The 25,427-nt window shown below is 67.3% G+C and carries 22 protein-coding genes; 14 read left to right on the top strand and 8 right to left on the bottom strand.

Features of this window, described 5'->3' with window-relative positions; translation table 11 throughout:
• Window positions 1-49 precede the first annotated feature (49 nt).
• The gene (locus tag GV068_RS08155; protein WP_159696853.1) at window positions 50-952 is read left to right on the top strand and encodes a LysR family transcriptional regulator; all 903 of its coding nucleotides are present in this window, start codon (window positions 50-52) and stop codon (window positions 950-952) included.
• Window positions 953-1,020: 68 nt separating this feature from the next.
• Here GV068_RS08155 and GV068_RS08150 read toward each other — a convergent pair whose 3' ends face one another.
• The 4 genes from GV068_RS08150 to GV068_RS08135 form a co-directional block, all read right to left on the bottom strand.
• Entirely contained in the window at window positions 1,021-1,224 is a 204-nt protein-coding gene (locus GV068_RS08150) for a cold-shock protein (protein ID WP_159696852.1), read from the bottom strand.
• A 356-nt stretch (window positions 1,225-1,580) separates the two neighbouring features.
• On the bottom strand, window positions 1,581-1,928 hold the full coding sequence (locus tag GV068_RS08145; RefSeq protein WP_159696851.1) for an Hpt domain-containing protein: 348 nt from the start codon (window positions 1,926-1,928) through the stop codon (window positions 1,581-1,583).
• A 22-nt stretch (window positions 1,929-1,950) separates the two neighbouring features.
• A complete protein-coding gene (upp, locus tag GV068_RS08140) occupies window positions 1,951-2,601 on the bottom strand; it encodes a uracil phosphoribosyltransferase (protein ID WP_159696850.1) in 651 nt (216 codons plus the stop codon).
• 114 nt (window positions 2,602-2,715) lie between these two features.
• Complete coding sequence (locus GV068_RS08135; protein WP_159696849.1) at window positions 2,716-4,368, bottom strand: isovaleryl-CoA dehydrogenase; 1,653 nt, start codon at window positions 4,366-4,368, stop codon at window positions 2,716-2,718.
• 330 nt (window positions 4,369-4,698) lie between these two features.
• Here GV068_RS08135 and GV068_RS08130 point away from each other — a divergent pair, with 330 nt between their 5' ends.
• Window positions 4,699-6,426, top strand: a complete 1,728-nt coding sequence (locus GV068_RS08130) for a bifunctional diguanylate cyclase/phosphodiesterase (RefSeq protein WP_159696848.1) — start codon at window positions 4,699-4,701, stop codon at window positions 6,424-6,426.
• Complete coding sequence (locus GV068_RS08125; protein WP_373888435.1) at window positions 6,426-7,916, top strand: HDOD domain-containing protein; 1,491 nt, start codon at window positions 6,426-6,428, stop codon at window positions 7,914-7,916. The genes GV068_RS08130 and GV068_RS08125 overlap by 1 nt, the downstream gene beginning before the upstream one ends.
• 167 nt (window positions 7,917-8,083) lie before the next feature.
• On the opposite strand, the gene aroC is transcribed toward GV068_RS08125, so the two are convergent.
• Entirely contained in the window at window positions 8,084-9,178 is a 1,095-nt protein-coding gene (aroC, locus tag GV068_RS08120; RefSeq protein WP_159696847.1) for a chorismate synthase, read from the bottom strand.
• A gap of 205 nt (window positions 9,179-9,383) precedes the next feature.
• On the opposite strand from aroC, the gene GV068_RS08115 reads away from it, so the two are divergent.
• Entirely contained in the window at window positions 9,384-11,651 is a 2,268-nt protein-coding gene (locus GV068_RS08115; protein ID WP_159696846.1) for an EAL domain-containing protein, read from the top strand.
• A gap of 55 nt (window positions 11,652-11,706) precedes the next feature.
• Here the strand turns inward: GV068_RS08115 and GV068_RS08110 are convergent, their stop codons facing one another.
• Complete coding sequence (locus GV068_RS08110) at window positions 11,707-12,159, bottom strand: CBS domain-containing protein (protein WP_159696845.1); 453 nt, start codon at window positions 12,157-12,159, stop codon at window positions 11,707-11,709.
• Between the two features lie 182 nt (window positions 12,160-12,341).
• On the opposite strand from GV068_RS08110, the gene GV068_RS08105 reads away from it, so the two are divergent.
• Genes GV068_RS08105 through GV068_RS08095 form a run of 3 tightly spaced genes read left to right on the top strand, consistent with a single transcriptional unit; the run spans window position 12,342 to window position 14,789 of the window.
• Window positions 12,342-13,652, top strand: coding sequence for an O-acetylhomoserine aminocarboxypropyltransferase (locus GV068_RS08105; RefSeq protein ID WP_159696844.1), 1,311 nt, complete (start codon window positions 12,342-12,344; stop codon window positions 13,650-13,652).
• A gap of 1 nt (window position 13,653) precedes the next feature.
• The gene (locus GV068_RS08100; protein WP_159696843.1) at window positions 13,654-14,487 is read left to right on the top strand and encodes an alpha/beta fold hydrolase; all 834 of its coding nucleotides are present in this window, start codon (window positions 13,654-13,656) and stop codon (window positions 14,485-14,487) included.
• Window positions 14,484-14,789, top strand: a complete 306-nt coding sequence (locus tag GV068_RS08095) for a DUF962 domain-containing protein (protein ID WP_159696842.1) — start codon at window positions 14,484-14,486, stop codon at window positions 14,787-14,789. The genes GV068_RS08100 and GV068_RS08095 overlap by 4 nt, the downstream gene beginning before the upstream one ends.
• 1 nt (window position 14,790) lies before the next feature.
• Here GV068_RS08095 and GV068_RS08090 read toward each other — a convergent pair whose 3' ends face one another.
• Together GV068_RS08090 and GV068_RS08085 are read right to left on the bottom strand one after the other, a co-directional pair.
• Window positions 14,791-15,516: a hypothetical protein gene (locus GV068_RS08090; RefSeq protein ID WP_159696841.1), complete on the bottom strand. Its 726-nt coding sequence runs from the start codon at window positions 15,514-15,516 to the stop codon at window positions 14,791-14,793.
• A 79-nt stretch (window positions 15,517-15,595) separates the two neighbouring features.
• Window positions 15,596-16,900 carry a YihY family inner membrane protein gene (locus GV068_RS08085; protein WP_159704736.1) on the bottom strand — a complete coding sequence of 435 codons (1,305 nt, stop codon included), beginning with the start codon at window positions 16,898-16,900 and terminating at the stop codon, window positions 15,596-15,598.
• 109 nt (window positions 16,901-17,009) lie between these two features.
• On the opposite strand from GV068_RS08085, the gene wrbA reads away from it, so the two are divergent.
• From wrbA to GV068_RS08050, 7 genes are read left to right on the top strand one after another with little or no spacing between them, the layout of a single operon-like run.
• On the top strand, window positions 17,010-17,618 hold the full coding sequence (wrbA, locus tag GV068_RS08080) for an NAD(P)H:quinone oxidoreductase (RefSeq protein WP_159696840.1): 609 nt from the start codon (window positions 17,010-17,012) through the stop codon (window positions 17,616-17,618).
• Window positions 17,618-18,016 (top strand): DUF2069 domain-containing protein, encoded by a 399-nt coding sequence (locus GV068_RS08075; protein WP_159696839.1) that lies wholly within the window; start codon window positions 17,618-17,620, stop codon window positions 18,014-18,016. Before wrbA ends, GV068_RS08075 begins: the two co-directional genes overlap by 1 nt.
• A complete protein-coding gene (locus GV068_RS08070; RefSeq protein WP_159696838.1) occupies window positions 18,009-19,418 on the top strand; it encodes an FAD-binding oxidoreductase in 1,410 nt (469 codons plus the stop codon). The genes GV068_RS08075 and GV068_RS08070 overlap by 8 nt, the downstream gene beginning before the upstream one ends.
• Before the next feature lie 14 nt (window positions 19,419-19,432).
• The gene (locus tag GV068_RS08065) at window positions 19,433-19,876 is read left to right on the top strand and encodes a DUF4124 domain-containing protein (protein ID WP_159696837.1); all 444 of its coding nucleotides are present in this window, start codon (window positions 19,433-19,435) and stop codon (window positions 19,874-19,876) included.
• Entirely contained in the window at window positions 19,864-22,425 is a 2,562-nt protein-coding gene (locus GV068_RS08060) for an FtsX-like permease family protein (protein WP_159696836.1), read from the top strand. The genes GV068_RS08065 and GV068_RS08060 overlap by 13 nt, the downstream gene beginning before the upstream one ends.
• Entirely contained in the window at window positions 22,425-23,495 is a 1,071-nt protein-coding gene (locus GV068_RS08055) for a lipocalin-like domain-containing protein (RefSeq protein ID WP_159696835.1), read from the top strand. The genes GV068_RS08060 and GV068_RS08055 overlap by 1 nt, the downstream gene beginning before the upstream one ends.
• 29 nt (window positions 23,496-23,524) lie before the next feature.
• On the top strand, window positions 23,525-25,360 hold the full coding sequence (locus GV068_RS08050; protein WP_159696834.1) for an ABC transporter transmembrane domain-containing protein: 1,836 nt from the start codon (window positions 23,525-23,527) through the stop codon (window positions 25,358-25,360).
• Window positions 25,361-25,427: the final 67 nt, after the last annotated feature.

Below are 25,427 nucleotides of genomic sequence, written 5' to 3'. Positions count from 1 at the left end.
CATTTACGCACTACATCTGTGCGTTTTTGTATCAAATCCGAGGGACCGAATGGACAAATTCAGGCAGATTTCCACCTTCGTGGAAGTGGTGGCGCGCGGCAGCCTGTCGGCGGCGGCGCGGGCCGAAGGCATTGCCCCAGCGATGATCGGCCGGCGCCTCGATGCGCTGGAGGCGCGGCTCGGCGTCAAGCTGCTTCAGCGCACCACGCGCCGCCTGGCGCTCACCGACGAAGGCGCCGCCTTTTTGGAAAACTGCCAGCGCATCCTGAGCGAACTCGAGGAGGCCGAGGCCGCCGCCGCCGAGCGCAGCGCGCATGCCAGCGGCCATCTGTTCGTGTCGGCCCCGGCCGGATTCGGACGCCAGCACGTGGCAACCCTGCTGCCCTCTTTTTTGGCCGAGCACCGCGACGTGACGGTCAACCTGAACCTCACCGACCGCCTGGTCGACGTCGTCGCCGAAGGCGTCGATGTGGCGATCCGCATCGCCAGCCTGAACGATTCGAACCTGGTCGGCACCAAGCTGGCCGATAACCACCGCGTGGTGGTGGGCACGCCCGCCTACCTCAAGCGCCACGGCAGGCCGCGCGTGCTGGCCGACCTGGCGAAACACAACTGCCTGGCGATCAGCAGCGAAGGCAGCCAGCGCGGCTGGACCTTTCTCGACAAGGGCAAGCCGGTGACCTTGAAGGTGGGCGGTAACATGGAGTGCAATGACGGCGCCGTGCTGCACGCCTGGGCGCTGGCCGGCAAGGGCCTGGCCTGGCGCTCGATGTGGGAAGTCGGCGCCCAGATCGCGGCCGGAGAATTGTGCACGGTGCTGGATGAATTCGCGGCGCCGGGAAACGACATTTACGCCGTCTTCGCGCAACGCCAGCACTTGCCCTTACGCATCCGCGCCTTTGTCGATTTTCTGCGCCGAAGCTATGCGCAGCCGGAATATTGGCGGATTTGAGGACGTAAAACGAATGGGCAAAAAAAATCCCCGGCGATCCGGGGATTTTTGCTATCGCTGGAGAGCGATTAGATCGGCTGGATGTTCGCGGCCTGCTTGCCCTTCGGGCCAGTGGTCACGTCGAACGAAACGCGCTGATTCTCTTGCAGCGATTTGAAGCCGTTGGTCTGGATAGCCGAGAAGTGAGCGAACAGATCTTCGCCGCCTTCATCAGGGGTGATGAAGCCGAAACCCTTCGAGTCATTGAACCATTTAACGATGCCAGTTGCCATTACAATTTCCTATTTCAGTTAAGTTGGGCTTACGCCCGTTTAAGATCGTTTGAAGAAGCAAGAAAGGAATGACAGACAGACTGCACTACTACCTACAACCCAACGATCCCACATTATACCGAATAAAAACGGTGGAACACGTACTTCGCAAAATAAAAATGCCCGTGTCCGCAACATTTCCCATAAAAATTCCTGTGTTCAACTTTTATGGCGGCGTTTTTGAATCGGCACAGGACAAAATATAGGCTAACGAGTGGGCGGAAATTTGCGCGGGATCAAACGATTCAGCAGTGACTTATTGCGGATGATCATTATCTCCGCGGCAAATGCGGGTTAAGCGGCCGCGTCTACCAGTTTCAAGCCAGGCCGCGCGGATCGCGCCGCGCCGCTTCCACGAACTGAAGCAGTTCCGCGACCCAGGCCGCCCAGTCGGTGGCGGCCACGGATTCGAAGGTGGTCAGCACGCGCAGGCGCTGTTCGAGCGCACGGGCATGCTGGCCGAGGCCGCGGTAACCGAAGGTGACGGCGGAGCCGGCCATCGTGTGCAGCATCGCCTGCAATTCTTCCGCGGTGGCGGTGGGCACCAGGGGATCGAGCTGGGTGCCCAGCGTCGCCAGGCGCTCAAGGGTCGCCGGCAGGCCGCGGTCGAAGCTGGCGCTCGCCGAAGCCAGGCGCGAGAAGAACTGCTGGTCCGCCCCGTGCATGGTTTCCCCTCCCCTTGTCGGCTTACTTGGTGCCGAAGATGCGGTCGCCCGCATCGCCCAGGCCCGGCACGATGTAGGCGTCGTCGTTCAGGTGCGAGTCGAGCGACGCGACGTAGACCTTCACGTCCGGGTGCGACTTCTGGAACACCTCGATGCCTTCCGGCGCCGCCACCAGGGCCAGGAACAGGATCTGGTCGCTCGGCACGCCGCGCTTCTTGAGCACGTCGACGGCGTGCACCGCCGAATTGCCGGTGGCGACCATCGGATCGCACAGGATGAAGGTGCGTTCGTTGGTGTCCGGCAGGCGCACCAGGTACTCCACCGGCTCGTGGGTGTCCGGATCGCGGAACACGCCGATGTGGCCGACGCGTGCCGACGGCACCAGTTCCAGCAGGCCGTCGCTCATGCCGATGCCGGCGCGCAGGATCGGCACGATCGCCAGCTTCTTGCCGGCGATGACCGGGGCTTCGATGGTCATCAGGGGCGTCTGGACGGTGCGGGTGGTCAGCGGCAGGTCGCGCGTGATCTCGTACCCCATCAAGAGCGTGATTTCCCGCAGCAGCTCGCGGAAGGTGCGCGTCGAGGTGTCGTGCTCGCGCATGTGCGACAGCTTGTGCTGGATGAGCGGGTGGTTCAGGATGAAGAGGTTGGGAAAGCGCGGATCTTGTTTCATGGTCGGTATCGAACGAGTCTGGTGTGAAGCGTAGACCGGCATTATCCCAGCCGCGCGCCCATTTGTCCTTTTTTTCTGCACATTTCGACAAGAAATCGCACGCAGGTGCGATTTTTACCCCTGCAGGGCGCGTTCCAGGATCGCTGCGCAGTCGCTCGCAGCTGGCAGGCGCCCGAAAGCGCCGCCCGGTTCGCGCGCGATGCGCGACGCCACGAAAGCGTCCGACACGTAGGCCGGCGCATGGCGCAGCAGCAGCGCGGCCTGCACCGCCAGCACCAGGCGCTCGGCCAGGCGCCGCGCACCGCCCTCGTCCTGCGCGGCCGCCGGCAAGTCTTCCAGCAGCTGGCCGGCGTAGGCCGCAAAGCGCGCATCCAGCGCAAGCGCCGGTTCGAACTCGGCGCCCAGCGCCGCCCGCGCCTCGGGGAGCGACTTGCCGAGCGCGCGCAGCACGTCCAGGCACATGACGTTGCCGGAGCCTTCCCAGATCGAATTCACGGGGAATTCTCGGTACAGGCGCGCCAGCGGACCGTCCTCCACATAGCCGTTGCCGCCCATGACTTCCATCGCCTCGGCCCCGAAGGCCGGGCCGCGCTTGCAGATCCAGTACTTGCCGGCCGGGGTCAGGATGCGGCCCAGCAGCGCCTGCGCCGGGTCGTCCCCTTCATCGAAGCAGCGCGCCAGGCGCAGGGCGAAGGCGGTGGCGGCCTCGGATTCGAGCGCGAGATCGGCCAGCACGTTCTGCATCAAGGGCTGCTCGCTCAGCATGCGCCCGAAGGCGCTGCGCCCGCGCGCGTGGTGCAGCGCGTGGCACAGCGCGGCGCGCATGATGGCGGCGCTGCCCAGCACGCAGTCGAGCCGGGTGTAGCCGCCCATCTCGAGGATGGTCGGGATGCCCCGCCCAGGCGCGCCGATCATCCAGCCCTGGGCGCCGTGGAATTCGACCTCGGACGAGGCGTTCGAGCGGTTGCCCAGTTTGTCCTTCAGGCGCTGCACGCGGATCGCGTTGCGGCTGCCGTCGGGCAGAAAACGCGGCACCAGGAAGCAGCTCAGGCCCGCGCTGCCGCCTTCGTCCGTTTGCGCCAGGATCAGGTGGGCGTCGGCCTGCGGCACCGAGAAGAACCACTTGTGGCCGACGATGCGCCAGGCACCGTCTGCTCCCAGCATCGGCTCGGCGCGCGTGGTGTTGGCGCGCACGTCGCTGCCGCCCTGCTTTTCCGTCATGCCCATACCGACCAGGGCGCCGCGCTTCTGCGCCACCGGCAGCGAGCGCGGGTCGTACTCGTTCGAGAGGATCTTGGGCAGCCACTGCGCCGCGAGTTCGGGCGCGCGCCGCAGCGCCGGCACCGAGGCGAAGGTCATCGTCACCGGGCACTGCGCGCCGTTTTCCACCTGCCCGAACAGCAGGTACTGGGCGGCGCGCGCCACCTGGGCGCCGGGACGCGGTTCGCGCCAGGGCGCGGCGTGAGCGCCATGCCCCACCAGCAGCGACATCATCTGGTGCCAGGCGGGATGGAATTCGACCTCGTCGACCCGGTTGCCGGCGCGGTCGTAGCTCACCAGGCGCGGGCCGTGGGCGTTCGCCACGCGCGCCAGGTCGAGGATTTCGGCCCGCCCGAGTTCGGCGCCGAGCGCGTCCAGCTGCGCAGCCGCCCAGCCGGCGCCCTCGCGCTCGAGCGCTTCGCGCAGGGCCGGGTCGCATCGGAACAGGTTGACGTCCGCAAACGGGGCGGCCTGGTTCAGCACTTCATGGGTCTCGAACGGGTTCATCGGCATTCTCTCAGGGTGCAGTGTTGCATTCAAGCATCATTCTGACGGCATTCGACGGCGAATATGCCGCTGGGAATTTGATTACTAGATGGAATCGGCGACAATACCAGAGCATCCCTGCTTGTCGAGGCAACAAGACGCTAACGCAAAGGTCGGATCGGCGCAAGCTGCCCAGGCAGCGCAAAGACTGTTTTAACCCCCACCGTCTTTGTGATTTTTAATGCCTTTCAGAATCTTTCAATGCTACAGTCAGCTTCGGTTTGGTAGACTTGCATGGTTTACACGTGGCCTGTCAGCGCGTCCCAGCAACAAGAAGGCAGACATCTAAGAATGCACACCAGTTCCACCGCCGCCAAATTCGAGCCGCGCAAGCAGCCGCCCTCGCTGCTCGACAGTCTGCTCGAAGCGGCCGGCGACATCGTGCTGCGCGTCACCCTCGGTGGCCAGGTACGCGCCGCGAGCCGCCGCGCCCTGACGCTTACCGGGGTGGAAATCGGCGGCCGCGCGGTGGTGTCGCTGGTCCATGACGTTGACCAGCCCGCCCTGCGCAACGCCCTCGTCAGCGCCGGCGCCAGCGGCGACCCGGCGGTGGTCGAGGCGCGCTTCCGCTGCGGCGACCGCGACATCTGGTTCGAACTGCGCATCGGCCTGATCGCCACCGGCGACGACGCCCCGCTCCTGCTCATCGGCCGCGACATGTCGGCCCAGCACGCCACCGAAGAACGCCTGCGCCACATGGCCACCCACGACGCGCTCACCGAGCTGCCGAACCGGGTGCTGCTGTCGGACCGCATCCGCATGGTCATCGCCAACGCGCGCCGTTCCGGCCAGGGCTTCGCGGTCGCCACCATCGGCCTGGACGGCTTCAAGAAGGTCAACGACGGGCTCGGCCACGCCATCGGCGACGCCGTGCTGCGCATGGCGGCAGGCCGCCTGCGCCGCACCCTGCGCGACAGCGACACCCTGGCGCGGGTCGGCGGCGACGAGTTCGTCGCGGTGCTGCCCGGCTCCGCCAACGACGCCCAGATCAAGCTGGTGACGGGGCGCCTGATGGCGGCCCTGCAGTCGCCCTTCGAGATCGGCGGCCACACCATTTACCTGGCCGGCTCGATCGGCGTTGCGACTTACCCCGACCACGCGGAAGACGAGGTGCGCCTGGTGACCCTGGCCGACACCGCGATGTCGCGCGCCAAGGAGACCGGCAAGGCGCGCACCGTCACCTACAGCCCGCGCGACCAGGGCCCGCCCGAACACGACATCTCGCTGGAAGCCGCAATGTTCAACGCGGTACGCGAAGGCGAGTTCCAACTCTACTACCAGCCGATCGTCGACGCCAGGACCCGCACCATCGAGGGCTTCGAGACACTGATGCGCTGGAAGCACCCGACCCTGGGTATGGTGCCGCCGGTGCGCTTCATCCCGATCGCCGAGACCAATGGCCTGATCAACCTGCTGGGCGCCTGGGCCTTGAAAGCGGCCTGCATGCAGATCCGCCAGTTCGAGGAAGTGGCCGGACGCGAACTCTACATCTCGGTCAACATCAGTCCGCGCCAGTTCAGGAGCGACAAGTTCCTGACGGTGCTGGACGATGCGCTGGCGCTGTCCGGCACACCGGGCAGCAAGCTGGTGCTCGAAATCACGGAAGGCACCCTGATGGTTGACCCGACGCATGCCGAGTCGGTACTGACCAAGATGGCCGAACGCGGCGCGCGCATCGCGATCGACGACTTCGGCACCGGTTACTCCAGCCTGGCCTACCTGAAGCGCTTCCCGATCTCGGTGCTGAAGGTCGACCGTGCGTTCGTGAAGGACCTGCCGGGCGCCGAGAAGGACGCGGCGATCTGCAACGCCGTGCTGGCGATGGCCAAGCACCTCGATTTGTCGGTGGTGGCCGAAGGCGTCGAGACCGAAGCGCAGCTGGCCTGGCTCGACCAACTGGGTTGCCATTACGTGCAGGGCTACCTGACCGGCAAACCGATGCCGGCCCACGTCGCCGTGGCCGCGCTCACCGAGAATCTTTACACCGAATTACTGCCGCACGACCTGGGCAAACCATGATGACTTCAAGCGACACCCCACGTTCGCCGCGCGCCGACGCCACCCTCTCCCTGCTGTGGGAACGCATCCGCAGGCAGGGCGACATGCCCGGCTTCACCAAGGCCATCAACGCGATCCTGGCCTCGATGCGCGGCGAAGACGAGCGCGAATTCTCGATGACCCAGACCGTGCTGTCCGATCCTGTGCTGACGCAGAAGGTCCTGCGCCTGGCCAACAGCGGCATGTACTCGGCCTTCGGCCAGCGCATCAACACGGTCTCGAAAGCCGTGCTGGTGCTCGGCACCGAGGCCATCGGCCACCTGGCGCTGGGCCTGAAGCTGATCGAAGAACTGGCCAAGTCCACCCCCGACACCGAGACCGCCCACATCGAAATGGAGAAGGCCGTGCTGGCCGGGATGGTGGCCCAGCAGGTGGCCGCCAGCGCCGTGTCGCGCGATCCGGAAGAAGCCGTGGTGTGCTCGATCCTGCATTCGCTGGGCCGCATGATGGTCACCTTCTACATGCCGGAACACTGGCACCGCCTGCGCGACGCCGCCGGCGCCGGCAGCGAGGAAGCCGCCGCCGAAGCGGTGCTGGGACTGTCGCTGGAAGCGGTCGGCCGCGCCACCGCCGAACACTGGGGCCTGCCGCGCAACCTGATCGCCGGCATGCGCCGCGTCGAACCCGCCGAACGCCAGGAAGGCTTCGGCCACGACGACTGGCTGGCCGCGCTCGGCACCATGTCGACCCAGGCCGCCGACGCGCTCTGGCACGACGACGACGCTGCCGCTGCGCGCGTAGCGGCGCTGGCCGAGAGCTTCGCGCCGATGCTGGGCGTGGAGCCGACCGGCCTGCTGGGCGCGATCGACAAGGCGCGCGCAAGCGCCGCCGCCGACCTGAGCATCGCCCCGCTGGCCAAGCCGGCCGAGAAGCGCGCCAAGCTGGCCGCCGCCACGCGCAAGCGCATGGCCGGCAACAAGGTCTTGATGAGCGGCGTGGCCGACATGCGCGACGCCGGCCTGAACGCGTCGCCAGGCCAGATGATGTCGATGGCGCTGGAGACCATGCACAAGGGCCTGTCGTTCACGCGCTCCTTCGCCTTCCTGCGCAACCGCCGCGACGGCAAATACGCCGCGCGCCTGGGCCTCGGCGAAGGCAGCAAGGCCCTGCTGCCGAACCTGGTGTTCGACGACAGCTACGAGCCGAACGTGTTCCATGCCGCGCTGGGGAGCGACCGCGTCATCTTTATAGAGAATGCCCGCGACCCCAAGTTCGCGGCCAAGCTGCCGGGCTGGTGGAAAGGCACGCTGAGCGAAGCGCGCTGCTTCGTCGTGATCCCGCTGTGCGCGCACGGCCAGCCGGCCGGTTTCATCTACGGCGAATGGGACGACAGCTTCCCGTCGATTGTGCTGAGCCAGACCGAGTTCTCGCTGCTGAACGACCTGCGCGGGCTGGTGGTGAGGACGGTGGAGAGAAGGCACCAGCCGGAGGCGGTGGCGACGCGGGTGTGAGCGTTACGCCTGCCCGTCCTTACATCATTAACCGTTAAGCTGTCGTTCCGGCGAAGGCCGGAACCCAATTTCGTTCCGTAGTTGCAGACGCATCCGCGAAGCGCCGTCACTGGGCATAGGAATTGGATCCCGGCCTTCGCCGGGATGACGGTGGATACTGAGCTGAATTATCCCAGCTTCGGGGTTCCTACCTTCACATCCCCGCACTGCGCCCGATGCATCAGCGCGTGGTCGATCAGCACCAGGGCCAGCATCGCTTCCGCGATCGGCGTCGCCCGGATCCCCACGCAGGGATCATGGCGGCCGAAGGTCTCGACCATCACCGGATTTCCGTCCTTGTCGATCGAACGGCGCGGCGTGCGGATCGATGACGTCGGCTTGATCGCTATCGACACCGTGATGTCCTGCCCGGTCGAGATCCCGCCCAGCACACCGCCCGCGTTGTTCCCGACAAAACCGTCCGGCGTCAGTTCGTCGCCGTGCTCCGAACCCTTCTGCGCCACCGAGGCGAAGCCGGCGCCGATCTCGACGCCCTTGACCGCATTAATCCCCATCATCGCATAGGCGATGTCGGCGTCCAGCTTGTCGTAAATCGGCTGGCCCCAGCCCACAGGCACGCCGCGCGCCACCACGTCGATGCGCGCGCCGATCGAATCGCCGGCGCGGCGCAATTCGTCCATCGCCGCTTCCATCCGCGCCAACAGATCAGCATCGGCGCTCGCCGCAAAGAAGGGATTCGCATGCACGTGCTCGAAGGACTGGAACGGGACGTCGATGTCGCCCAGCTGGCGCATGCACCCGAAGAACTCGGTGCCATAGGTCTCGCGCAGCCACTTCCTGGCGACCGCACCGGCGCCCACCACCGGCGCCGTCAGGCGCGCCGACGAGCGGCCGCCGCCGCGCGGGTCGCGCACACCGTACTTGTGCCAGTAGGTGTAGTCGGCATGGCCGGGACGGAAAGTTTCGGTGATGTTGCCGTAGTCCTTGCTGCGCTGGTCCTCATTCTGGATCAGCAGGGCGATCGGGGTGCCGGTGGTGACGCCCTGGTACACGCCCGACAGGATCTGCACCCGGTCCGCTTCCTGGCGCTGCGTCACGTGGCGCGAAGTGCCGGGCTTGCGGCGATCCAACTCGGGCTGGATGTCGGCTTCGGACAAGGCCATGCCGGGCGGACAGCCGTCGATGACGCAGCCGATGGCCGGGCCATGGGACTCGCCGAAAGTGGTGACGGAGAACAGCTTGCCAAAGGAGTTGCCGGACATGGTGGGTCGGTATCAAAGTAGTGGGTTTGTCATTCTACCAGCCTCACGACGACAAGGCGGGAGCCCGCCTCGATGTCGCTTTACGACCGAAACAGTTGCCGTATGGATACATATTTGCTGAATTGGCCAGTTTGGGGGCTTCCATAATGGCAATTGCATATATACTGGATGCATCAAAAGCCCAGCCATACTGGAGAAGTAGCGCATGTCTGCCCCGATGCCACCCAATGGCTCACTGACGGACGCCCGGAGCGGCCAAGACGACCTGGTCTTTGTCGACGAGGCGGACGCGCCCTCGCTTGCGGGCGCCACGGCAGCCTGGCGCATCCTGGTCGTCGACGACGACGCCGACGTCCACTCGACCACCACCTTCGCCCTGAAGAACGTCGAGATGCAGGGCCGCCCGCTGGAATTCCTGCATGCCTATACGGCGCAGGAAGCGCACGCGATGCTGCGCCAGCACCCCGACATCGCCGTGGTGCTGCTCGACGTGGTGATGGAACGTCCCGACGCCGGCCTGCAGCTGGTGCGCCAGATCCGCGAAGAGCTGGGCATGATCGAGGTGCGCATCATCCTGCGCACCGGCCAGCCCGGCTACGCGCCCGAACTCGAGGCGATCCGCGGCTACGACATCAACGATTACCGCACCAAGTCCGAACTCACCCGCACCAAGCTGTACACCGCGGTGGCGGCAGCGGTGCGCTCCTACCAGCAGCTGCGCGCGCTGGACGCCAACCGCGCCGGCCTCGAACACATCGTCTCCGCCGGCGCGCAGCTGATGTCGCTGCATGGCGTGCGCGACGTGGCCCAGGGCGTGCTGCGCCAGATCGCCACCCTGCTCGGCCAGGAGCCCAGCGGCGTACTGTGCGTGCGCGAAAGCGGCCAGGGCCGCCCCGACGTGCTGCAGGTGGTGGCGGCGGCGGGAGAGCAGAGCGAACTCGCAGGCCGCGAACTGAGTCCGCAGCGCCACGCGGCGCTGGCCGCCGCGGTCGGCCGCACGCTCGGCGCGCGCGCCGGCGTGCATGCCGAGGGCTGGCTCTCGCTGCACTTCCCCGGCAAGGCAGGACGCGATTTCGCCGCCTGCATTCCGTTTGAACGCGCGGTCGGCGACATCGAACGGCGCCTGCTCGACGTGTTCGCCAGCGTCGTCGCGGTGGGCCTCGACAACGTGGAGCTGGTCACGCACCTGAACCAGGCCGCCTTCCGCGACCAGCTGACCGGCCTGCCCAACCGCACCCGCCTGGTCGAGCTGATCGACGCCCTGCTGGCCAGCCCGAAACGCAGCAGCGCCACCCTGGCCCTGGTCGATCTCGACCACTTCGCCGAAACCAACGACGCGCTCGGCCACCATTTTGGCGACCTGCTGCTGGTCGCCGTCGGCAAGCGCCTGAAAACCCGGCTCGATCCGCGCCTGGAAGTGGCGCGCATCGGCGGCGACATCTTCTGCGTGCTGGGCGACGCCGGCTCGGTGCAGCCGGCCGCGATCCAGGCCCTGTTCCGCGTGCCCTTCCACATCGACGGCCAGGACGTGCAGGTATCGAGCACGATCGGCCTGGTGCGCCTGGTCGAACACGACGGCAGTGGTGCCGACGCATTGAAGGATGCGGACATCGCCCTCAAGCGCGCGAAATCGCAGCAACGCGCCGGACACTTCTACTTCTCTCGAAGCATGGGGGTCGAGATCCGCGAGCGTGTGCGCATGATGCACGCGCTGCGCAGCGGCTTCCAGCGCGGCGAACTGTTCCTGGCTTACCAGCCCCAGGTCGACCTGGCCAGCAACCGCGCCTTCGGGGCCGAGGCGCTGCTGCGCTGGCGCACCGAGGACGGCCGCTTGATAGGACCGGACCGCTTCATCCCGATCGCCGAATACTCGGGCCTGATCGTCGACATCGGCGAATGGGTGCTGCGCCAGGCCCTGGCCGAACTGGTGCGCCTGCGCGCCGCCGGCCACGACCGCTTCACGATGTCGGTGAACGTCTCGCAGGTGCAGTTCCGCCACCCGCTGTTCGTCGAGATGCTGCGCCGCGCGCTGGACGACACCGGCGCGCCGGCCGAATACGTCGAGCTGGAGATCACCGAATCGATGGCGATGGAAGAACCGGCGCTGCTGATCGAGAAGCTGGCGCAGGTGAAACGCACCGGCGTGTCGATCGCGATCGACGACTTCGGCACCGGCTTCTCCTCGCTATCCCACCTGCAGCGCTTGCAGGTGGACCGCCTGAAGATCGACCGCACCTTCGTTACCGAGATCACGGGATCGGCGCGCGGCAGCAGCATCGCCGAAATGGTGATCCAGCTGGGCCGCAACCTGGGCCTGTCGGTGATTGCGGAAGGGGTCGAGGACGAGCGCCAGGCGCACATCCTGCGCTCGCTGGGCTGCCCGCTGGCGCAGGGCTTCCTGTTCTCGCGCCCGCTGTCGCCGCAGGCGCTGCTGGAGTGGCTGGGGAATCAGTCGCTGATCGAAGCGGCCTGATTTGCAGGTGGGCGTAATTTCGAGCATTGCCCGAAATTACCCCACCCAACGAACATCAATCTTCGGCGGCTTGTTCGGCCGGCCAATCGCGGATGTAAGCCTTGAGCATGCGGTTCTCGAAGCTCTGCGCTTCCAGCACCGCCTTGGCCACGTCGTAGAACGAGATCACGCCCAGCAAGGTGCGGGCATTCATCACCGGCAGGTAGCGCGCATGCTTTTCCAGCATGATGCGGCGCACTTCGTTGACTTCGGTGTCCGGGGTGACGGTGATCGGGCTGTCGTCCATCACCTTGCGCACGGTGCCCGCACCGAGGGTTCCGCCCTGCGCATGCAGTTCCTTGATCACTTCGCGGAAGGTCAGCATGCCGACCAGGTCGCCGTATTCCATGACGACCAGCGAGCCGATGTCCTTTTCCGCCATCGTCGCGGCAGCCTGCACCAGCGGCATGTCGGGCGTAACGGTATAGAGGATTTCGCCTTTCACCTGCAGGATCTCGGAGACTTTCATGGTGGCCACCCCGTCCGGTTGGTTTGTAATCGCAGCAATATTTGTATAACTCATAACTCCGACTGTAGCCGATGCCCGCCAAAAAATCCAGCATTGCCCCAATTCAGGGCGGAGCCGGTGTTGCGGCGCCTTAAATAAGTGCTACGATGCCGCCCATCGCGTTTCATGGATGAGCAAAGACGATGAGCGGTCCACAGTACCCCGGTTTCGATACGCTGGCCCTGCACGCCGGCAGTGCGCCCGACCCGGCCACCGGCGCGCGCGCCACGCCGATCCATTTCACCTCCTCCTTCGCCTTCCGCGATTCGGACCATGCGGCGGCCCTGTTCAACATGGAGCGCGCGGGCCACGTGTACTCGCGCATCTCGAACCCGACCAACGCCGTGCTGGAAGAGCGCATCGCCGCGCTGGAAGGCGGCGTTGCCGGCATCGCCACCGCCAGCGGCCAGGCCGCGATGCACCTGGGCCTGGCCACCATCGCCGGCGCCGGCAGCCACGTCGTCGCCTCGAGCAGCCTGTACGGCGGCGCCCACAACCTGCTGCACTACACGCTGCGCCGCTTCGGCATTGAAACGACCTTCGTGAACCCGCGTGACCTGGACGCCTGGCGCGCCGCGATCCGGCCGAATACCAAGCTCCTGTACGGCGAGACCCTCGGCAACCCGGGCCTCGATGTGCTCGACGTCCCCGCGATCGCCGCCCTCGCGCACGAACACCACCTGCCGCTGATGGTGGACGCGACCTTCACCACACCTTATTTGCAGCGCCCTTTCGACCTGGGTGCCGACCTGCTGTTCCATTCGGCGACCAAGTTCTTGTGCGGCCACGGCACCGCCATCGGCGGCCTGTTGGTGGACGGCGGCACCTTCGACTGGGAAGCGGCCCACGCCGCCAGCGGGCGCTTCCCGGAACTGTGCGAACCCTACGAGGGCTTCCACGGCATGGTGTTCGCGGAAGAGTCGACCGTCGCTCCCTTCGCGCTGCGCGCCCGCCGCGAAGGCCTGCGCGACTTCGGCGCGGCGATGAGCCCGCACAATGCCTTCGCCATCCTGCAGGGCATCGAGACCCTGGGCCTGCGCATGGAGCGCCATGTCGCCAACACGCGCCGCGTGGTCGAATTCCTCCTGTCGCATCCGGCGGTCGAATCGATCTCCTATCCGGAACTGGAATCGCACCCGGACTACGCGCTGGCGCAGAAACTGCTGCCGAAAGGCTGCGGCGCCGTGTTCACCTTCAAGCTGAAAGGCGACCGCGCCAGCGGCCGCCGCTTCGCCGACGGCCTGCAGGTGTTCTCGCACCTGGCCAACGTGGGCGATGCCAAGTCGCTGGTAATCCATCCGGCTTCGACCACCCACTTCCGGGTGCCGGCCGAACAGCTGGCGGCCTCCGGCATCACCGAAGGCACGATGCGCCTGTCGGTCGGCCTGGAAGACGCGGATGACTTGATCGAGGATCTCAAGCGCGGCCTGAAACTGGCCCAGAAAGGAGCTTGAGATGGAGTTCACCATCAAGGGCGCCACGGCCTACGCCTATACCGGCGGCAAGGCCTTCGATGCGTCGCTGCCGACGGTCGTCCTGATCCACGGCGCCCAGAACGACCATTCGGTCTGGGCGCTGCAGAGCCGCTACCTCGCGCACCACGGCTACGCGGTGCTGGCGGTCGACCTGCCGGGCCATGGCCGCAGCAGCGGCCCCGCTTCGACAAGTATCGAAGCGATGGCCGATTGGCTGCTCGCCCTGCTGGATAGCGCCGGCGTAGGCCGCGCCATCCTGGCCGGCCACAGCATGGGTTCGCTGATCGCGCTGGAAGCGAGCCACCGCGCGCCGAACCTGGTCGCCGGCCTGGCGCTGCTCGGCACCACGTATCCGATGAAGGTCGCCGACGCCCTGCTCGAGACCGCGCGCACCGACGAGCAGACGGCGATCGACATGGTCAACATCTGGTCGCATTCCTCGATTGCGCACAAGCCGTCCTGCCCCGGCCCCGGCTTCTCGGTCATGGGTGGCGCGCGGCGCCTGATGCAGCGCATGTCGGCGCGCAATCCGGAGCAGCTGTTCTACACCGACTTCGCCGCCTGCAACAGCTATGCGAATGGCGAGGCGGCAGCGGCCGCCGTGCGCTGCCCTGCCCTGTTCGTGTTCGGGAAAAAGGATGTGATGACCCCGCCGCGTTCGACGAAACTGCTGACTGGCGCGATCGCGCATGGCAAAATCGTCAACGTGGAAGCCGGCCACCAGATGATGGCCGAAGCGCCCGACGCGGTGCTCGACGCCCTGGCCGGCTTCGCCGCGTCGATTAAATCAACGGAGACCCAGGAGACGCCATGACGGCCCGCTACGCCAGTTTCGCGGAGTTCTACCCCTACTACCTGACCCAGCACGCCGACCGGCGCTGCCGCCGCGCCCACTTCATCGGCACCTCGTCGGCGATCGCATCGATCGCCCAGTACATCGACAGCATGAACGCCTGGTGGCTGCTGTTTGCCGTGGTCAGCGGCTACGGCGGGGCCTGGGTCGGCCACTTTTTCTACGAGAAGAACAAGCCGGCCTCGTTCTCGCAGCCGTGGTTCTCTTTCCGCGCCGACTGGGTGATGTACTGGCAGATGCTGACGGGTAAGCTCAGCTGGTAGATCAGACCATCTCGTGCCAGGTGGCTTTCGACGAGTAGGCGCCCGTGTATTCGCATAGCAGGCTGTCGTATTCCGCCACCTGCTTGCCCTTGTCGGTCAGCACATAGTGGAATTGGCGGCACGGCAGGTCGCCGATCGGATGGGCGCCGACCGCGACCACCTTGCCTTCGTACTTGTTGCCCTTCCACGTGAGACTCTCGCCTTCCTTCAGCGCGACGAGCATCTTCGCGAACTCGTCGGTGTAATTGCCGCCGCGGCTATCCTTCACCAGCGAACGCCAGCCCCAGGCATCCGGCCAGGAGCCGCCTTCGCAATCGTTGCAGCGCACCTTGCTGGCCTCGCGGAACGCGGTCTTGGCAGCGCTGGCCTTGTCGAACTTGAGGTCCGAATAGCTGTAGACCGGGCAGCCGGCGTCCGGCCACAGGGATGCCAACGGGTAGCTCTCGGGGCGTTCGCCCACCACGATGGCGTTCTTGCGCACGCGTCCGCAGCCCGGCGCGGCCGCAGCCTGCGTCGTCCCTTCGGCAGCCGGGGCCGCGGCAGCGGCAGGCTGGGTGACACCCTTCACGGCCGAATCGACCGCGCCATTCACCGCTTTCGTCACCTGGCCGGACACGACCTGGCGCGCGGCATCGGATGCGACGCTCTTGAGGAAGTCGCCGAACTGGGCGTGGCTGTCGAGGGAGACACCGGCGCTCAGCACCAGCAGGAGGGCGAATCGTTTCATGGGCGGTCCAATGGGTTCGTAACAGCCGGCAGTGTAGAACCCTGCCCGCCCGCCGTGACCCATCACCGATGGGGGGACTTCAGGCAGGCGCCGCGAAATGCTCGGCCAGGGTCTGCTCCAGCCCCTCCTCGACCGCGGCCTCCACCTGGCGCGCCAGCGCCGCCGTGTCGAGCGCCAGCGGCGTGCCTGGCAGCGGCTCGTCGGTGTCGCCGGCATCGAACACGAACAGGCGGTAGACGTCGGCCAGACGGATGTTGCCGGGATCGACCAGCAACACCCAGCTGTCGACGTTCTGGCGCGCGCCGCGGCCCCAGCGCGAACGCACCGGGAGTTCGTCCTGCACCCGCCCGACCCAGCCGGCCGCCACCATCTTCTCCAGCAGCATGCTCATCTCGTCGTAGCCGATGCGGGTGTGGACCCGAATCGCCGCGCTCGACACCAGCGCGGTGCCGGTCACCTGCGAGCTGCCGTACAGCACCTTGAGCACCGCCATCGCGTCGACGAAGGCGCTGCCCGGCGTCGGCTGGTGTTTCCAGCGCTCGTACTTCACCACCGGCAAGGCCGCGGCCAGCACGGCGCCCACCAGGGTGATCAGCCAGGACAGGTACATCCAGACCAGAAACAGCGGCAAGGCCGCCAGCGCGCCGTAGATGATGGCGTAGGTCGGGAACTGGCGGATGAACAGGGCGAAGCCGCGCTTGGCGATCTCGAAGGCGATCGCCGCCGCCAGCCCGCCCCACACCGCGTCGCGCCAGTACACGCGGCGGTTCGGCACCGCCATGTAGAGCAACGTGTAGGCGCCGGTGGTCAGGCTCACCGATACCAGCGTGTAGAACAGGGTGCCGAGGATGGGGAAGCTTTTGGTCAGGCCGCCGGTAGCAAGGAACAGCTGCGAGGTGGCGGTCAGCGACAGGCCGAACAGGATCGGCCCGAGGGAGATCAGGGCCCAGTAGACCAGCACCCGTTGCGACCAGGGCCGCGGGCGGCGGACGCCCCAGATCTGGTTGAAGGCGCGCTCGATCATGCCCATCATGGTCGTCGTGGTCAGCAGCAGGAGCACCGCGCCGAGCGCCGACAGGCCCTTGGCCTTGCTGGCGAACTGGGTCAGGTTGGAGCTGATGGTGTTGGCGATGGCCTTGGGCATCAGGGTCTGGACGAACCAGGTGTCGAGCGCGCTGCGCAGCTGGCCGAAGACCGGGAAGGTGGTCAGGATCGCCAGCACGATGGTGAGCAGCGGCACCAGGGCCAGCGTCGTGGTAAAGGTCAGACTGCCTGCCACTTGGGGCAGTTTCTCCTCGCGCAGGCGGCGCCGCGCGAAGCGCAGCAGGTCGCGCGCCTCGAGCAAGGTCAGGCCGCGTGCGCGGTCGACGCCGAGGGTCAGCATGTCGGTGGTGCTGCGCGACAGGGAATGTACGGTTTTAGAAAGCATCCGGCGTTACGATTCGCCCCGCGAAGGGCATGTCATTTGGGCAAAGCGCCCTATAATACCAACGATGAACAACACCCTGACCATCCTCGTGCTGTACTACTCGCGCCACGGCGCCACCCGCAAACTGGCAGAACTGGTTGCCCAGGGCATCGAAAGCGTGCCCGGTGCCGAGGCGCGCCTGCGCACCGTGCCCGCGGTATCGACCGTTGCCGAGGCCACCGAGCCCGACATCCCGCGCGACGGCGCGCCCTATGTCGAGCTGGAAGACCTGCGGGACTGCCACGGCCTGGCCCTGGGTTCGCCTACCCGCTTCGGCAATATGGCGTCTGCGGTCAAGTACTTCCTGGATGGCACCGCGGCCGACTGGGTCAACGGCACCCTGTCCGGCAAGCCGGCGGTCGTGTTTACGTCCACCGGCAGCCTGCACGGCGGCCAGGAATCGACCCTGCTGTCGATGATGATACCGTTGTTGCACCATGGCATGCTAGTGATGGGCCTACCATATTCGCATCCTGAACTCATGAACACCGCCAGCGGCGGCAGCCCCTACGGCGCCTCGCACTGGGCCGGCGCCGACGGCAAGCGCGCCCTGACCGAGGACGAGCGCGTGCTTGCCATCGCGCTGGGCAAACGTCTGGCCACGGCCGCGGTCAAACTGCACGGAATGCACTGATGGATACCGCCAAAGTCTTTCATGCCGGCGCGATTGCAAGCCTGATCTGGCTGATCGGCTGGCTGGTCGCCTGGGAAGTGTTCGTCGCGCCCCTGCATCCGGGCGGGTCGCTGCTCGCCCTCAAGGCCCTGCCGCTGCTGCTGCCGCTGCGCGGGGTGATCAAGCGCGACCTGTACACCCTGCAATGGTCCTCGATGGTGATCCTGGTCTATTTCGCCGAAGGCGTGGTGCGCGCCTGGGCCGACACCTCGCAGGTCTCGCGCGGCATGGCCATGGGCGAAGTGGCCCTGGTGGTCGTGTACTACGCCTGCGCCCTGCTGTTCCTGCATCCCTACAAGAAAGAAGCCAAGCGCCTGGCCAAGGAACTACTCGACAAAGTCAAAGTCCCACATGACTGATTCGTTTCTGGATCGGTTGCGCGCGCTCGTCGGCGACGCGCACCTGGTCACGGACCCGCCCGCCATGACGCCCTACCTGGCCGACTGGCGCGGACGCTTCACCGGACGCGCGCGCGCCGTCGTGCTTCCTGCCGATACCCTTGAAGTGGCCCAGGTGGTGCAAGCCTGCGCCGAGGCGCGGGTGCCGATCGTGCCCCAGGGCGGGCGCACCGGCCTGGTGCTGGGCAGCGTACCCGACGCCAGCGGCGCCGCCATCGTCCTGTCGCTGCGCCGGCTGAACCGGATCCGCAGCATCGACGCCGCCAACCGCACCATGACCGTCGAAGCCGGCTGCATCCTGGAAGACATCCAGCAGGCGGCAATGGAAGGCGGCATGCTGTTCCCGCTGTCGCTGGCGGCCGAAGGCAGTTGCACCATCGGCGGCAACCTGTCGACCAATGCCGGCGGCACTGCGGTGCTGCGTTACGGGAACACGCGCGAACTGTGCCTGGGCCTGGAAGTGGTCACGGCACAAGGCCAGGTCTGGGACGGCCTGCGCGGCCTGCGCAAGGACAATACCGGCTACGCGCTGCGCGAACTGTTCATCGGCGCCGAAGGCACGCTGGGCGTGATCACCGCCGCCGTGCTCAAGCTGTATCCGCAACCCAAGGCAGCGCTGACGGCGCTGGTCGCGCTGGAGTCGCCGCGCGGTGCGCTGGCCCTGCTGTCGCTGCTGCAAGACCGCTGCGGGGCGGCGCTCACCGGCTACGAGCTGATGTCCGACTTCTGCCTGCGCCTGGTCGCGACCCAGTTCCCGGACCTGCCCAAGCCCTTCGCCACGCACTATCCGTTTTATGCGCTGGTCGAACTGTCCAGCAACGAGTCCGAAGACCAGGCCGCGGAGCTGGTCGAGACCGCGGTGGGCGCCGCGCTGGACACGGGCATCGCGCTGGACGCCGTGCTGGCGACGTCAAGCGGCCAGGCGCTCGGGCTGTGGAAGCTGCGCGAGCACATTCCGCTGGCGCAGGCGGCGGCCGGCAAGAACATCAAGCACGACATTTCGCTGCCGGTGTCCAGCATTCCCGAGTTTATCGAACGCACCGACAGCGCACTGCAGGCGGCTTTCCCCGCTTGCCAGGTCGTATGTTTCGGGCATTTGGGCGACGGCAATCTGCACTACAACGTCGCGCCGCCGGACGGCATCGGGCACGACAGCTTCCTGTCGCACCAGGACGCCGTCAACCGCATCGTGCACGACAGCGTCGCCGCCATGAACGGCTCCATCTCAGCCGAGCACGGCATCGGCGCACTCAAACGCGAGGACCTGGTGCGCTACAAGCCGCGTGTCGAACTGGACATGATGCGTGCCATCAAAGCCGCACTGGACCCGCTCGGCATTATGAACCCTGGCAAAATTTTGTGACCGGGGACATCCACATGCGCAACACCATTTTCCTGGCGACGCTCTGTCTCGCCTCCCAGGCCGCCACGGCCCAGACGATCTATAAATGCACCGAAGGCGGCAAGGTGAGCTACCACGACCAGCCCTGCGGCAAGAGCGCGGTGGTGCTGAAGGTACAGGCCGCGCCGCCGGCCCCGGAAGTGCTCGAGCGCCTGGCGCGCGAACGCGCCATGCTGCAGGAAATCGAGGACGCCCGCGCGCAGCACCAAGAGCAGGAAGAGCGCGAAGGCACACGCGCCGAGCGCCTGCGCCGCGCGGCCGCGGCCGGACAGCGGCGCTGCGACAAGCTGCGCCTGCAGCGCAAATGGCTGGAAGAAGACAGCGCACGCGCCGGCCGTGACGGCGGCGACGGCAGCGAGCGCGCACGGACCAAGGCGAGGCGCCAGGCGGAGATGCTGGCGGTGGAATGCCCGGCCTGAACCCCAGCTCCGGCCTCCTTGCTCGCTGGCTGCTGTTCGGCGAGTGGCGCGCCCACCCCGTGCGTGCGCTGCTGGCCATCGCGGCCATCGCGGTCGGCGTGGCGATGGGTTTCGCCATCCACTTGATCAACGCCGCCGCCTTCAATGAATTCTCCGCCGCCGTGAAAAGCCTGTCCGGCCAGGCCGACGTGCAGGTGGCCGGGCGCGAACAGTTCTTCGACGAATCCGTCTACGCGCGCCTGGCGGCGAACCCGCAGGTGGCGGTGGCCTCGCCCGTGCTGGAGCTGTCGGCCGGCCTGGCGGGGGCACAAGGCGCGCTGCGCATCGTGGGCATCGACGCCTTCCGCGCCGGCTTCATTTCGCCCGACCTGACTGGCGTGCCGCAAGAAGGGCGCCTGATGGACGTGCTGGCCGACGACGCCATCTTCCTGTCGCCGGCGGCGCTCACCTGGCTCGGCAAGCAGCCGGGCGAGCGCATCGAACTGCGCGCCGGCGCCGGCGACGTGCGCCTGCGCGTGGCCGGCCAGGTGGCGCGCGCGCGGGCCGGCCAGCGCATCGCGGTGATGGACATCGGCGCCATGCAGTGGCGCCTCAAGCAGTTGGGCAAGCTGTCGCGCGTCGACCTCAAATTGCGCGACGGCGTCGACCGCGGCGCCTTCCAGCGCGCCTTGAGCACGGAGCTGGAACGCGACTACCCGGGCCGCTTCACGGTGCGCCAGCCGAACGACAGCGACCAGGAGGAACGTAACGCCAACCTGAGCCGCGCCTACCGCGTCAACCTGACGGTCCTTGCGCTGGTGGCCCTGTTCACCGGCGCCTTCCTCGTGTTCTCGACCCAGGCGCTGTCGGTGATGCGGCGGCGCAGCCAGTTCGCGCTGCTGCGCGTGCTGGGCCTTGAACGCGGGCAGCTGCTGCGCCAGGTGCTGCTGGAAGGCGCCAGCCTGGGTATCGTCGGCGCGCTGCTGGGTGTGGCCGGCGGCTATGCGCTGGCGGCGCTGGCCCTTCACTTCTTCGGCGGCGACCTGGGCGCCGGCTACTTCCCCGGCATCCGGCCGCAAATCCAGTTCACCCCGGTCGCGGCCACCGTGTTCTTCGCGCTCGGGCTGGGCGTGGCCCTGCTGGGCTGCCTGGCGCCGGCAGTTGAAGCGGCGCGCGCCAAGCCTGCGGTGGCAATCAAGTCGGGCGCCGACGAAGCGGCCTTATCGCGCCTCGCGCGCATCTGGCCATCCCTGGTCTGCCTGGCACTGGCGGCCGCGCTGGCCTTCGCGCCGCCCGTGTTCGAGCTGCCGCTGTTCGGCTATATCGCGATTGCGCTGCTGCTCATCGGCGGCATCGGCCTGATGCCGCGCCTGGCCGCGGAGGCCTTCCGCCGCATGGAGCGCGCGGCCTTGGCAAGCAGGCGCACGCCCCCGATCCTGCTGCTGGCGCTGGCGCGCCTCGCCAACGCGCCCGGCCAGGCCTCGATCGCGCTGGGCGGTGTGCTGGCCAGCTTCAGCCTGATGGTCGCGATGGGCATCATGGTGGCGAGCTTCCGCATCTCGGTGGATGACTGGATGGGCCACATCCTGCCGGCCGACCTGTACATCCGCACCGCCGCGGGCGGCAATACCGGCTTCTTCAGCCCGCAGCAGCAGGCGGCGCTGGCCGGCACGCCCGGCGTAGCGCGGGCGCTGTTCCTGCGCACCCGGCCCGTGTCCCTGTCGCCGGACCGGCCCAACGTGGTCGTGATCGCGCGCGACATCGACCTGCGCGATCCAGGCCGCTTGCTGTTACTCGTGGGCGAAACGGCGCCGGTTCCGCCGGGCGCGCGGCCGGCGTGGGTGTCCGAAGCCCTGCTCGACCTGTACGGGGCGCGTGTCGGCCAGACCCTCAAGCTGCCGCTGGGCGGCGGCCAGGCCGGCTTCTTCGTCGCCGGGGTCTGGCGCGATTACGCCAACCAGGCCGGCTCCGTCGTCATCCGGCTATCGGACTACCGTGCCCTCACCGGTGAAGGCGAAGTCACCGACGCCGCCCTGTTCGCCGCGCGCGGCAGCAGCGTCGAGCAGCTGGAGCAGGCGGTGCGCGCCCTCCCCTTCGGCAAGTCGCTGCAGACCATGTCGGCCGGCGAGATCCGCGCCATGAGCCTCAAGATCTTCGACCGCAGCTTCGCGGTCACCTATCTGCTGGAGGCGATCGCGATCGCCATCGGCCTGTCCGGCGTGGCGGCCAGCTTCTCGGCCCAGACCCTGGCGCGCGCCAAGGAGTTCGGCATGCTGCGCCACGTCGGTGTCACGCGCGGCCAGGTGCTGGGCATCCTGGCCTTCGAAGGCGGCTTCCTGACGCTGCTTGGCGTGGCCTGCGGCTTCGCGCTGGGACTGGTCATCAGCCTGATCCTGGTTTATGTTGTCAACCCTCAGTCCTTCCACTGGACGATGCAGCTGCATTTGCCGTGGACCTTGCTGGGGAGCGTCGCGGCCGTACTGGTCGCGGCGTCCGTCGCGACCGCACTGGTGTCGGGACGCTATGCGCTGTCGGGCGGTCCGGTACGCGCGGTCAGGGAGGATTGGTAATGCGGGCTGTGTTGTTCTGCTTATTGACGCTGGTGGTCCAGTGGGTCCATGCGGATCCGCCGGAGTTCGCGCCCGTGAGGCCGGGCGTGACCCTGTCCTTCCCGCGCGACTTCGGCGCCCATCCGGAGTTCCGCACCGAGTGGTGGTATGCCACCGGCTGGGTCGACACGCCCGACGGCAAGCCGCTCGGCTTCCAGGTGACCTTCTTTCGCAGCCGCACCGAGCACGATCCGAAGAACCCGAGCGCCTTTGCGCCGCGCCAGCTGGTGATCGGCCATGCCGCGCTGTCCGACCCCGAACTTGGCCGGCTGGTGCACGACCAGCGCAGCGCGCGCGAAGGCTTCAGCCTGGCCTGGGCCCGCACCGGCAACACCGACCTCAAACTGGACGACTGGCGCATGGTGAGGGAAAGCTCCGGCGCCTACCGCGTCACGATCCGTTCGAGCGAACTGACGCTGGAACTGCGCCTCGAGCCGACCCAGCCGGTGCTGGTGCAGGGCGAAGGCGGTTACTCGCGCAAGGGCCCCAGCCCGCAGCATGCGAGCCACTACTACAGCGAGCCGCAGCTGAAGGTGAGCGGCAAGGTCGGGCGCACCGGCAGCATCCCCGTGGCGGTGACGGGCAGCGCCTGGCTCGACCATGAATGGTCGAGCGAAGCCCTGCAGCCCGAGGCTACCGGCTGGGACTGGATCGGCGTGAACCTGAACGACGGCGGCGCCCTGATGGCTTTCCAGATCAGGGCCAAGCAAGGTGGTAAACTATGGGCGCACGCTACCCATCGCGACGCTGCGGGCAAGGTGACCCGCTACGCGCCAGACCAGGTGAATTTCACTCCCACCGCACGCTGGAAGTCGCCGCGCACCGATGCCGAGTACCCGGTGGCCACGCTGGTCACCACCGGCCCCTTGCGCTGGCAGATCACGCCCCTGCAGCAGGACCAGGAACTGGATTCGCGCCGCTCGACCGGCGCGGTCTACTGGGAAGGCGCGGTGACGGTCGGCCGTGACGGCAAGCAGCTCGGCCGCGGCTACCTGGAAATGACGGGCTACGTACGCCCGATGAAGCTTTGAACCAACAAGAAACACAAGAACACGAGACGATGACTTCCCGCTCCACCGGCAACACCGATACCGCAGACCTGGACTCTTCCCGCAAAGGCCCGCTGGCCGCCCTCAAGGGCCTGTTGCCGTTCCTGGCGCCCTACCGCCGCCAGTTCGTCCTGGCCGGCATCGCCCTGCTGTTCGCGGCCGGCGCCACACTGGCGATTCCCGCCGCCTTCAAGCAGATGATCGACCACGGCTTCGGCGCCAGCGTCGGGCACCAGGGCATCCAAAACGTCAACGCCACCTTCCTGGCCCTGTTCGGCGTGGCCGCCGTGCTGGCCGTCGCCACCGCGGCGCGCTTCTTCATGGTCTCGTGGCTGGGCGAGCGCGTGACCGCCGATATCCGCGCCGCCGTCTACCGCCACGTGGTGCACCAGAGCCCCGAGTTCTTCGAGACCACCCGCACCGGCGAAGTGCTGTCGCGCCTGACCACCGACACCACCCTGATCCAGTCGGTGGTCGGCACCAGCATCTCGCTCGCCCTGCGCAACACCCTGCTGTTCGTGGGCGGCCTGGTGATGCTGTTCGTGACCAGTCCCAAGCTCAGCGCGATCATCCTGGGCCTCCTGGTGCTGGTGGTGCTGCCGATCGTGCTGTTCGGCCGCCGCGTGCGCAAGCTCTCACGCGACTCGCAGGACCGCATTGCCGACGCCTCGGCCATGGCGGGTGAGATACTGAACGCCATGCCCACCGTACAGGCCTTTACCCATGAAGGCATCGAGGCCGGACGCTTCCAGCAATCGGTGGACAGCGCCTTCGCCACCGCGATCCGGCGCATCCGCGCGCGCGCCACACTGACCCTGCTGGCGATCGTGCTGGTGTTCGGCGCGATCGTGTTCGTGCTCTGGCTCGGCGCCCACGCCGTGCTGGAGGGGACCATGACCGGCGGCGACCTCGGCCAGTTCATCCTGTACGCCTCGATCGTGGCCGGCTCCATCGGCGCGCTGTCGGAAGTGATGGGCGAAGCCCAGCGCGCCGCCGGCGCCACCGAACGCCTGCTCGAACTGCTGGCCGCGCGCTCCGACATCCAGGACCCGCTGCACCCGCAGCCGCTGCCCCCGCGCACCGCCAACGGCGCGCGCGTCAGCCTGGAGGACGTCAGCTTCAACTATCCCTCGCGTCCGGAGACCGCGGCGCTGGCGCACCTGAAGCTCGACATCGCGGCCGGCGAAACGGTGGCCCTGGTCGGCCCTTCGGGCGCCGGCAAAACCACCCTGTTCCAGCTGCTGCTGCGCTTCTACGACCCGCAGGCCGGCAGCATCCGCCTGGACGGCGTCGACATCCGCGACCTGGCGCTGCACACGTTGCGCGGCGCGATCGGCATCGTCCCCCAGGACACCATCATCTTCTCCGCCAACGCGATGGAGAACATCCGCTACGGCAGGCCCCACGCCAGCGACGAGGAAGTGATCCAGGCCGCGAAGATGGCCGCCGCCCACGAATTCATCGAGCGCCTGCCGCAGGGCTACGGCTCCTTCCTGGGCGAGCGCGGCGTGCGCTTGTCGGGCGGCCAGCGCCAGCGCATCGCGATCGCGCGCGCCCTGCTCAAGAACCCACCCCTGCTGCTGCTCGACGAAGCCACCAGTGCGCTCGACGCCGAGTCGGAGCGCCTGGTGCAGCGCGCGCTGGAAGCGGCGATGGTCGGCCGCACCACCATCATCATCGCGCACCGCCTGGCGACCGTGCAGCAGGCCGACCGCATCATCGTGCTCGACGAGGGCCGCGTAGTGGAATCGGGCACCCATGCTTCGCTGGTGGCACAGGGCGGCGTGTATGCCAACCTGGCGGCCTTGCAGTTCCAGGCCCACCTGCCGCTGGAGCAGCTGTCCTGAGCCTGACCCGGTGTTAGTGTTGTCGCAACGCAGCAATGCACGCAAATTCGGCATTTTTCTGGCAATA

This window comes from Massilia sp. 9I, from assembly GCF_902506415.1.
Taxonomy (GTDB): domain Bacteria; phylum Pseudomonadota; class Gammaproteobacteria; order Burkholderiales; family Burkholderiaceae_D; genus Telluria.
The sequence above is the reverse complement of the archived record's forward strand: the minus strand, read 5'-3'. Positions and strand labels throughout refer to the sequence as shown.

Coding starts and splice junctions, on each gene's coding strand:
- GV068_RS08155 (WP_159696853.1), top strand. CDS start 50: ATGGACAAATTCAGGCAGATTTCCACCTTCGTGGAAGTGGTGGCGCGC.
- GV068_RS08150 (WP_159696852.1), bottom strand. CDS start 1,224: ATGGCAACTGGCATCGTTAAATGGTTCAATGACTCGAAGGGTTTCGGC.
- GV068_RS08145 (WP_159696851.1), bottom strand. CDS start 1,928: ATGCACGGGGCGGACCAGCAGTTCTTCTCGCGCCTGGCTTCGGCGAGC.
- upp (WP_159696850.1), bottom strand. CDS start 2,601: ATGAAACAAGATCCGCGCTTTCCCAACCTCTTCATCCTGAACCACCCG.
- GV068_RS08135 (WP_159696849.1), bottom strand. CDS start 4,368: ATGAACCCGTTCGAGACCCATGAAGTGCTGAACCAGGCCGCCCCGTTT.
- GV068_RS08130 (WP_159696848.1), top strand. CDS start 4,699: ATGCACACCAGTTCCACCGCCGCCAAATTCGAGCCGCGCAAGCAGCCG.
- GV068_RS08125 (WP_373888435.1), top strand. CDS start 6,426: ATGACTTCAAGCGACACCCCACGTTCGCCGCGCGCCGACGCCACCCTC.
- aroC (WP_159696847.1), bottom strand. CDS start 9,178: ATGTCCGGCAACTCCTTTGGCAAGCTGTTCTCCGTCACCACTTTCGGC.
- GV068_RS08115 (WP_159696846.1), top strand. CDS start 9,384: ATGTCTGCCCCGATGCCACCCAATGGCTCACTGACGGACGCCCGGAGC.
- GV068_RS08110 (WP_159696845.1), bottom strand. CDS start 12,159: ATGAAAGTCTCCGAGATCCTGCAGGTGAAAGGCGAAATCCTCTATACC.
- GV068_RS08105 (WP_159696844.1), top strand. CDS start 12,342: ATGAGCGGTCCACAGTACCCCGGTTTCGATACGCTGGCCCTGCACGCC.
- GV068_RS08100 (WP_159696843.1), top strand. CDS start 13,654: ATGGAGTTCACCATCAAGGGCGCCACGGCCTACGCCTATACCGGCGGC.
- GV068_RS08095 (WP_159696842.1), top strand. CDS start 14,484: ATGACGGCCCGCTACGCCAGTTTCGCGGAGTTCTACCCCTACTACCTG.
- GV068_RS08090 (WP_159696841.1), bottom strand. CDS start 15,516: ATGAAACGATTCGCCCTCCTGCTGGTGCTGAGCGCCGGTGTCTCCCTC.
- GV068_RS08085 (WP_159704736.1), bottom strand. CDS start 16,900: ATGCTGACCCTCGGCGTCGACCGCGCACGCGGCCTGACCTTGCTCGAG.
- wrbA (WP_159696840.1), top strand. CDS start 17,010: ATGAACAACACCCTGACCATCCTCGTGCTGTACTACTCGCGCCACGGC.
- GV068_RS08075 (WP_159696839.1), top strand. CDS start 17,618: ATGGATACCGCCAAAGTCTTTCATGCCGGCGCGATTGCAAGCCTGATC.
- GV068_RS08070 (WP_159696838.1), top strand. CDS start 18,009: ATGACTGATTCGTTTCTGGATCGGTTGCGCGCGCTCGTCGGCGACGCG.
- GV068_RS08065 (WP_159696837.1), top strand. CDS start 19,433: ATGCGCAACACCATTTTCCTGGCGACGCTCTGTCTCGCCTCCCAGGCC.
- GV068_RS08060 (WP_159696836.1), top strand. CDS start 19,864: ATGCCCGGCCTGAACCCCAGCTCCGGCCTCCTTGCTCGCTGGCTGCTG.
- GV068_RS08055 (WP_159696835.1), top strand. CDS start 22,425: ATGCGGGCTGTGTTGTTCTGCTTATTGACGCTGGTGGTCCAGTGGGTC.
- GV068_RS08050 (WP_159696834.1), top strand. CDS start 23,525: ATGACTTCCCGCTCCACCGGCAACACCGATACCGCAGACCTGGACTCT.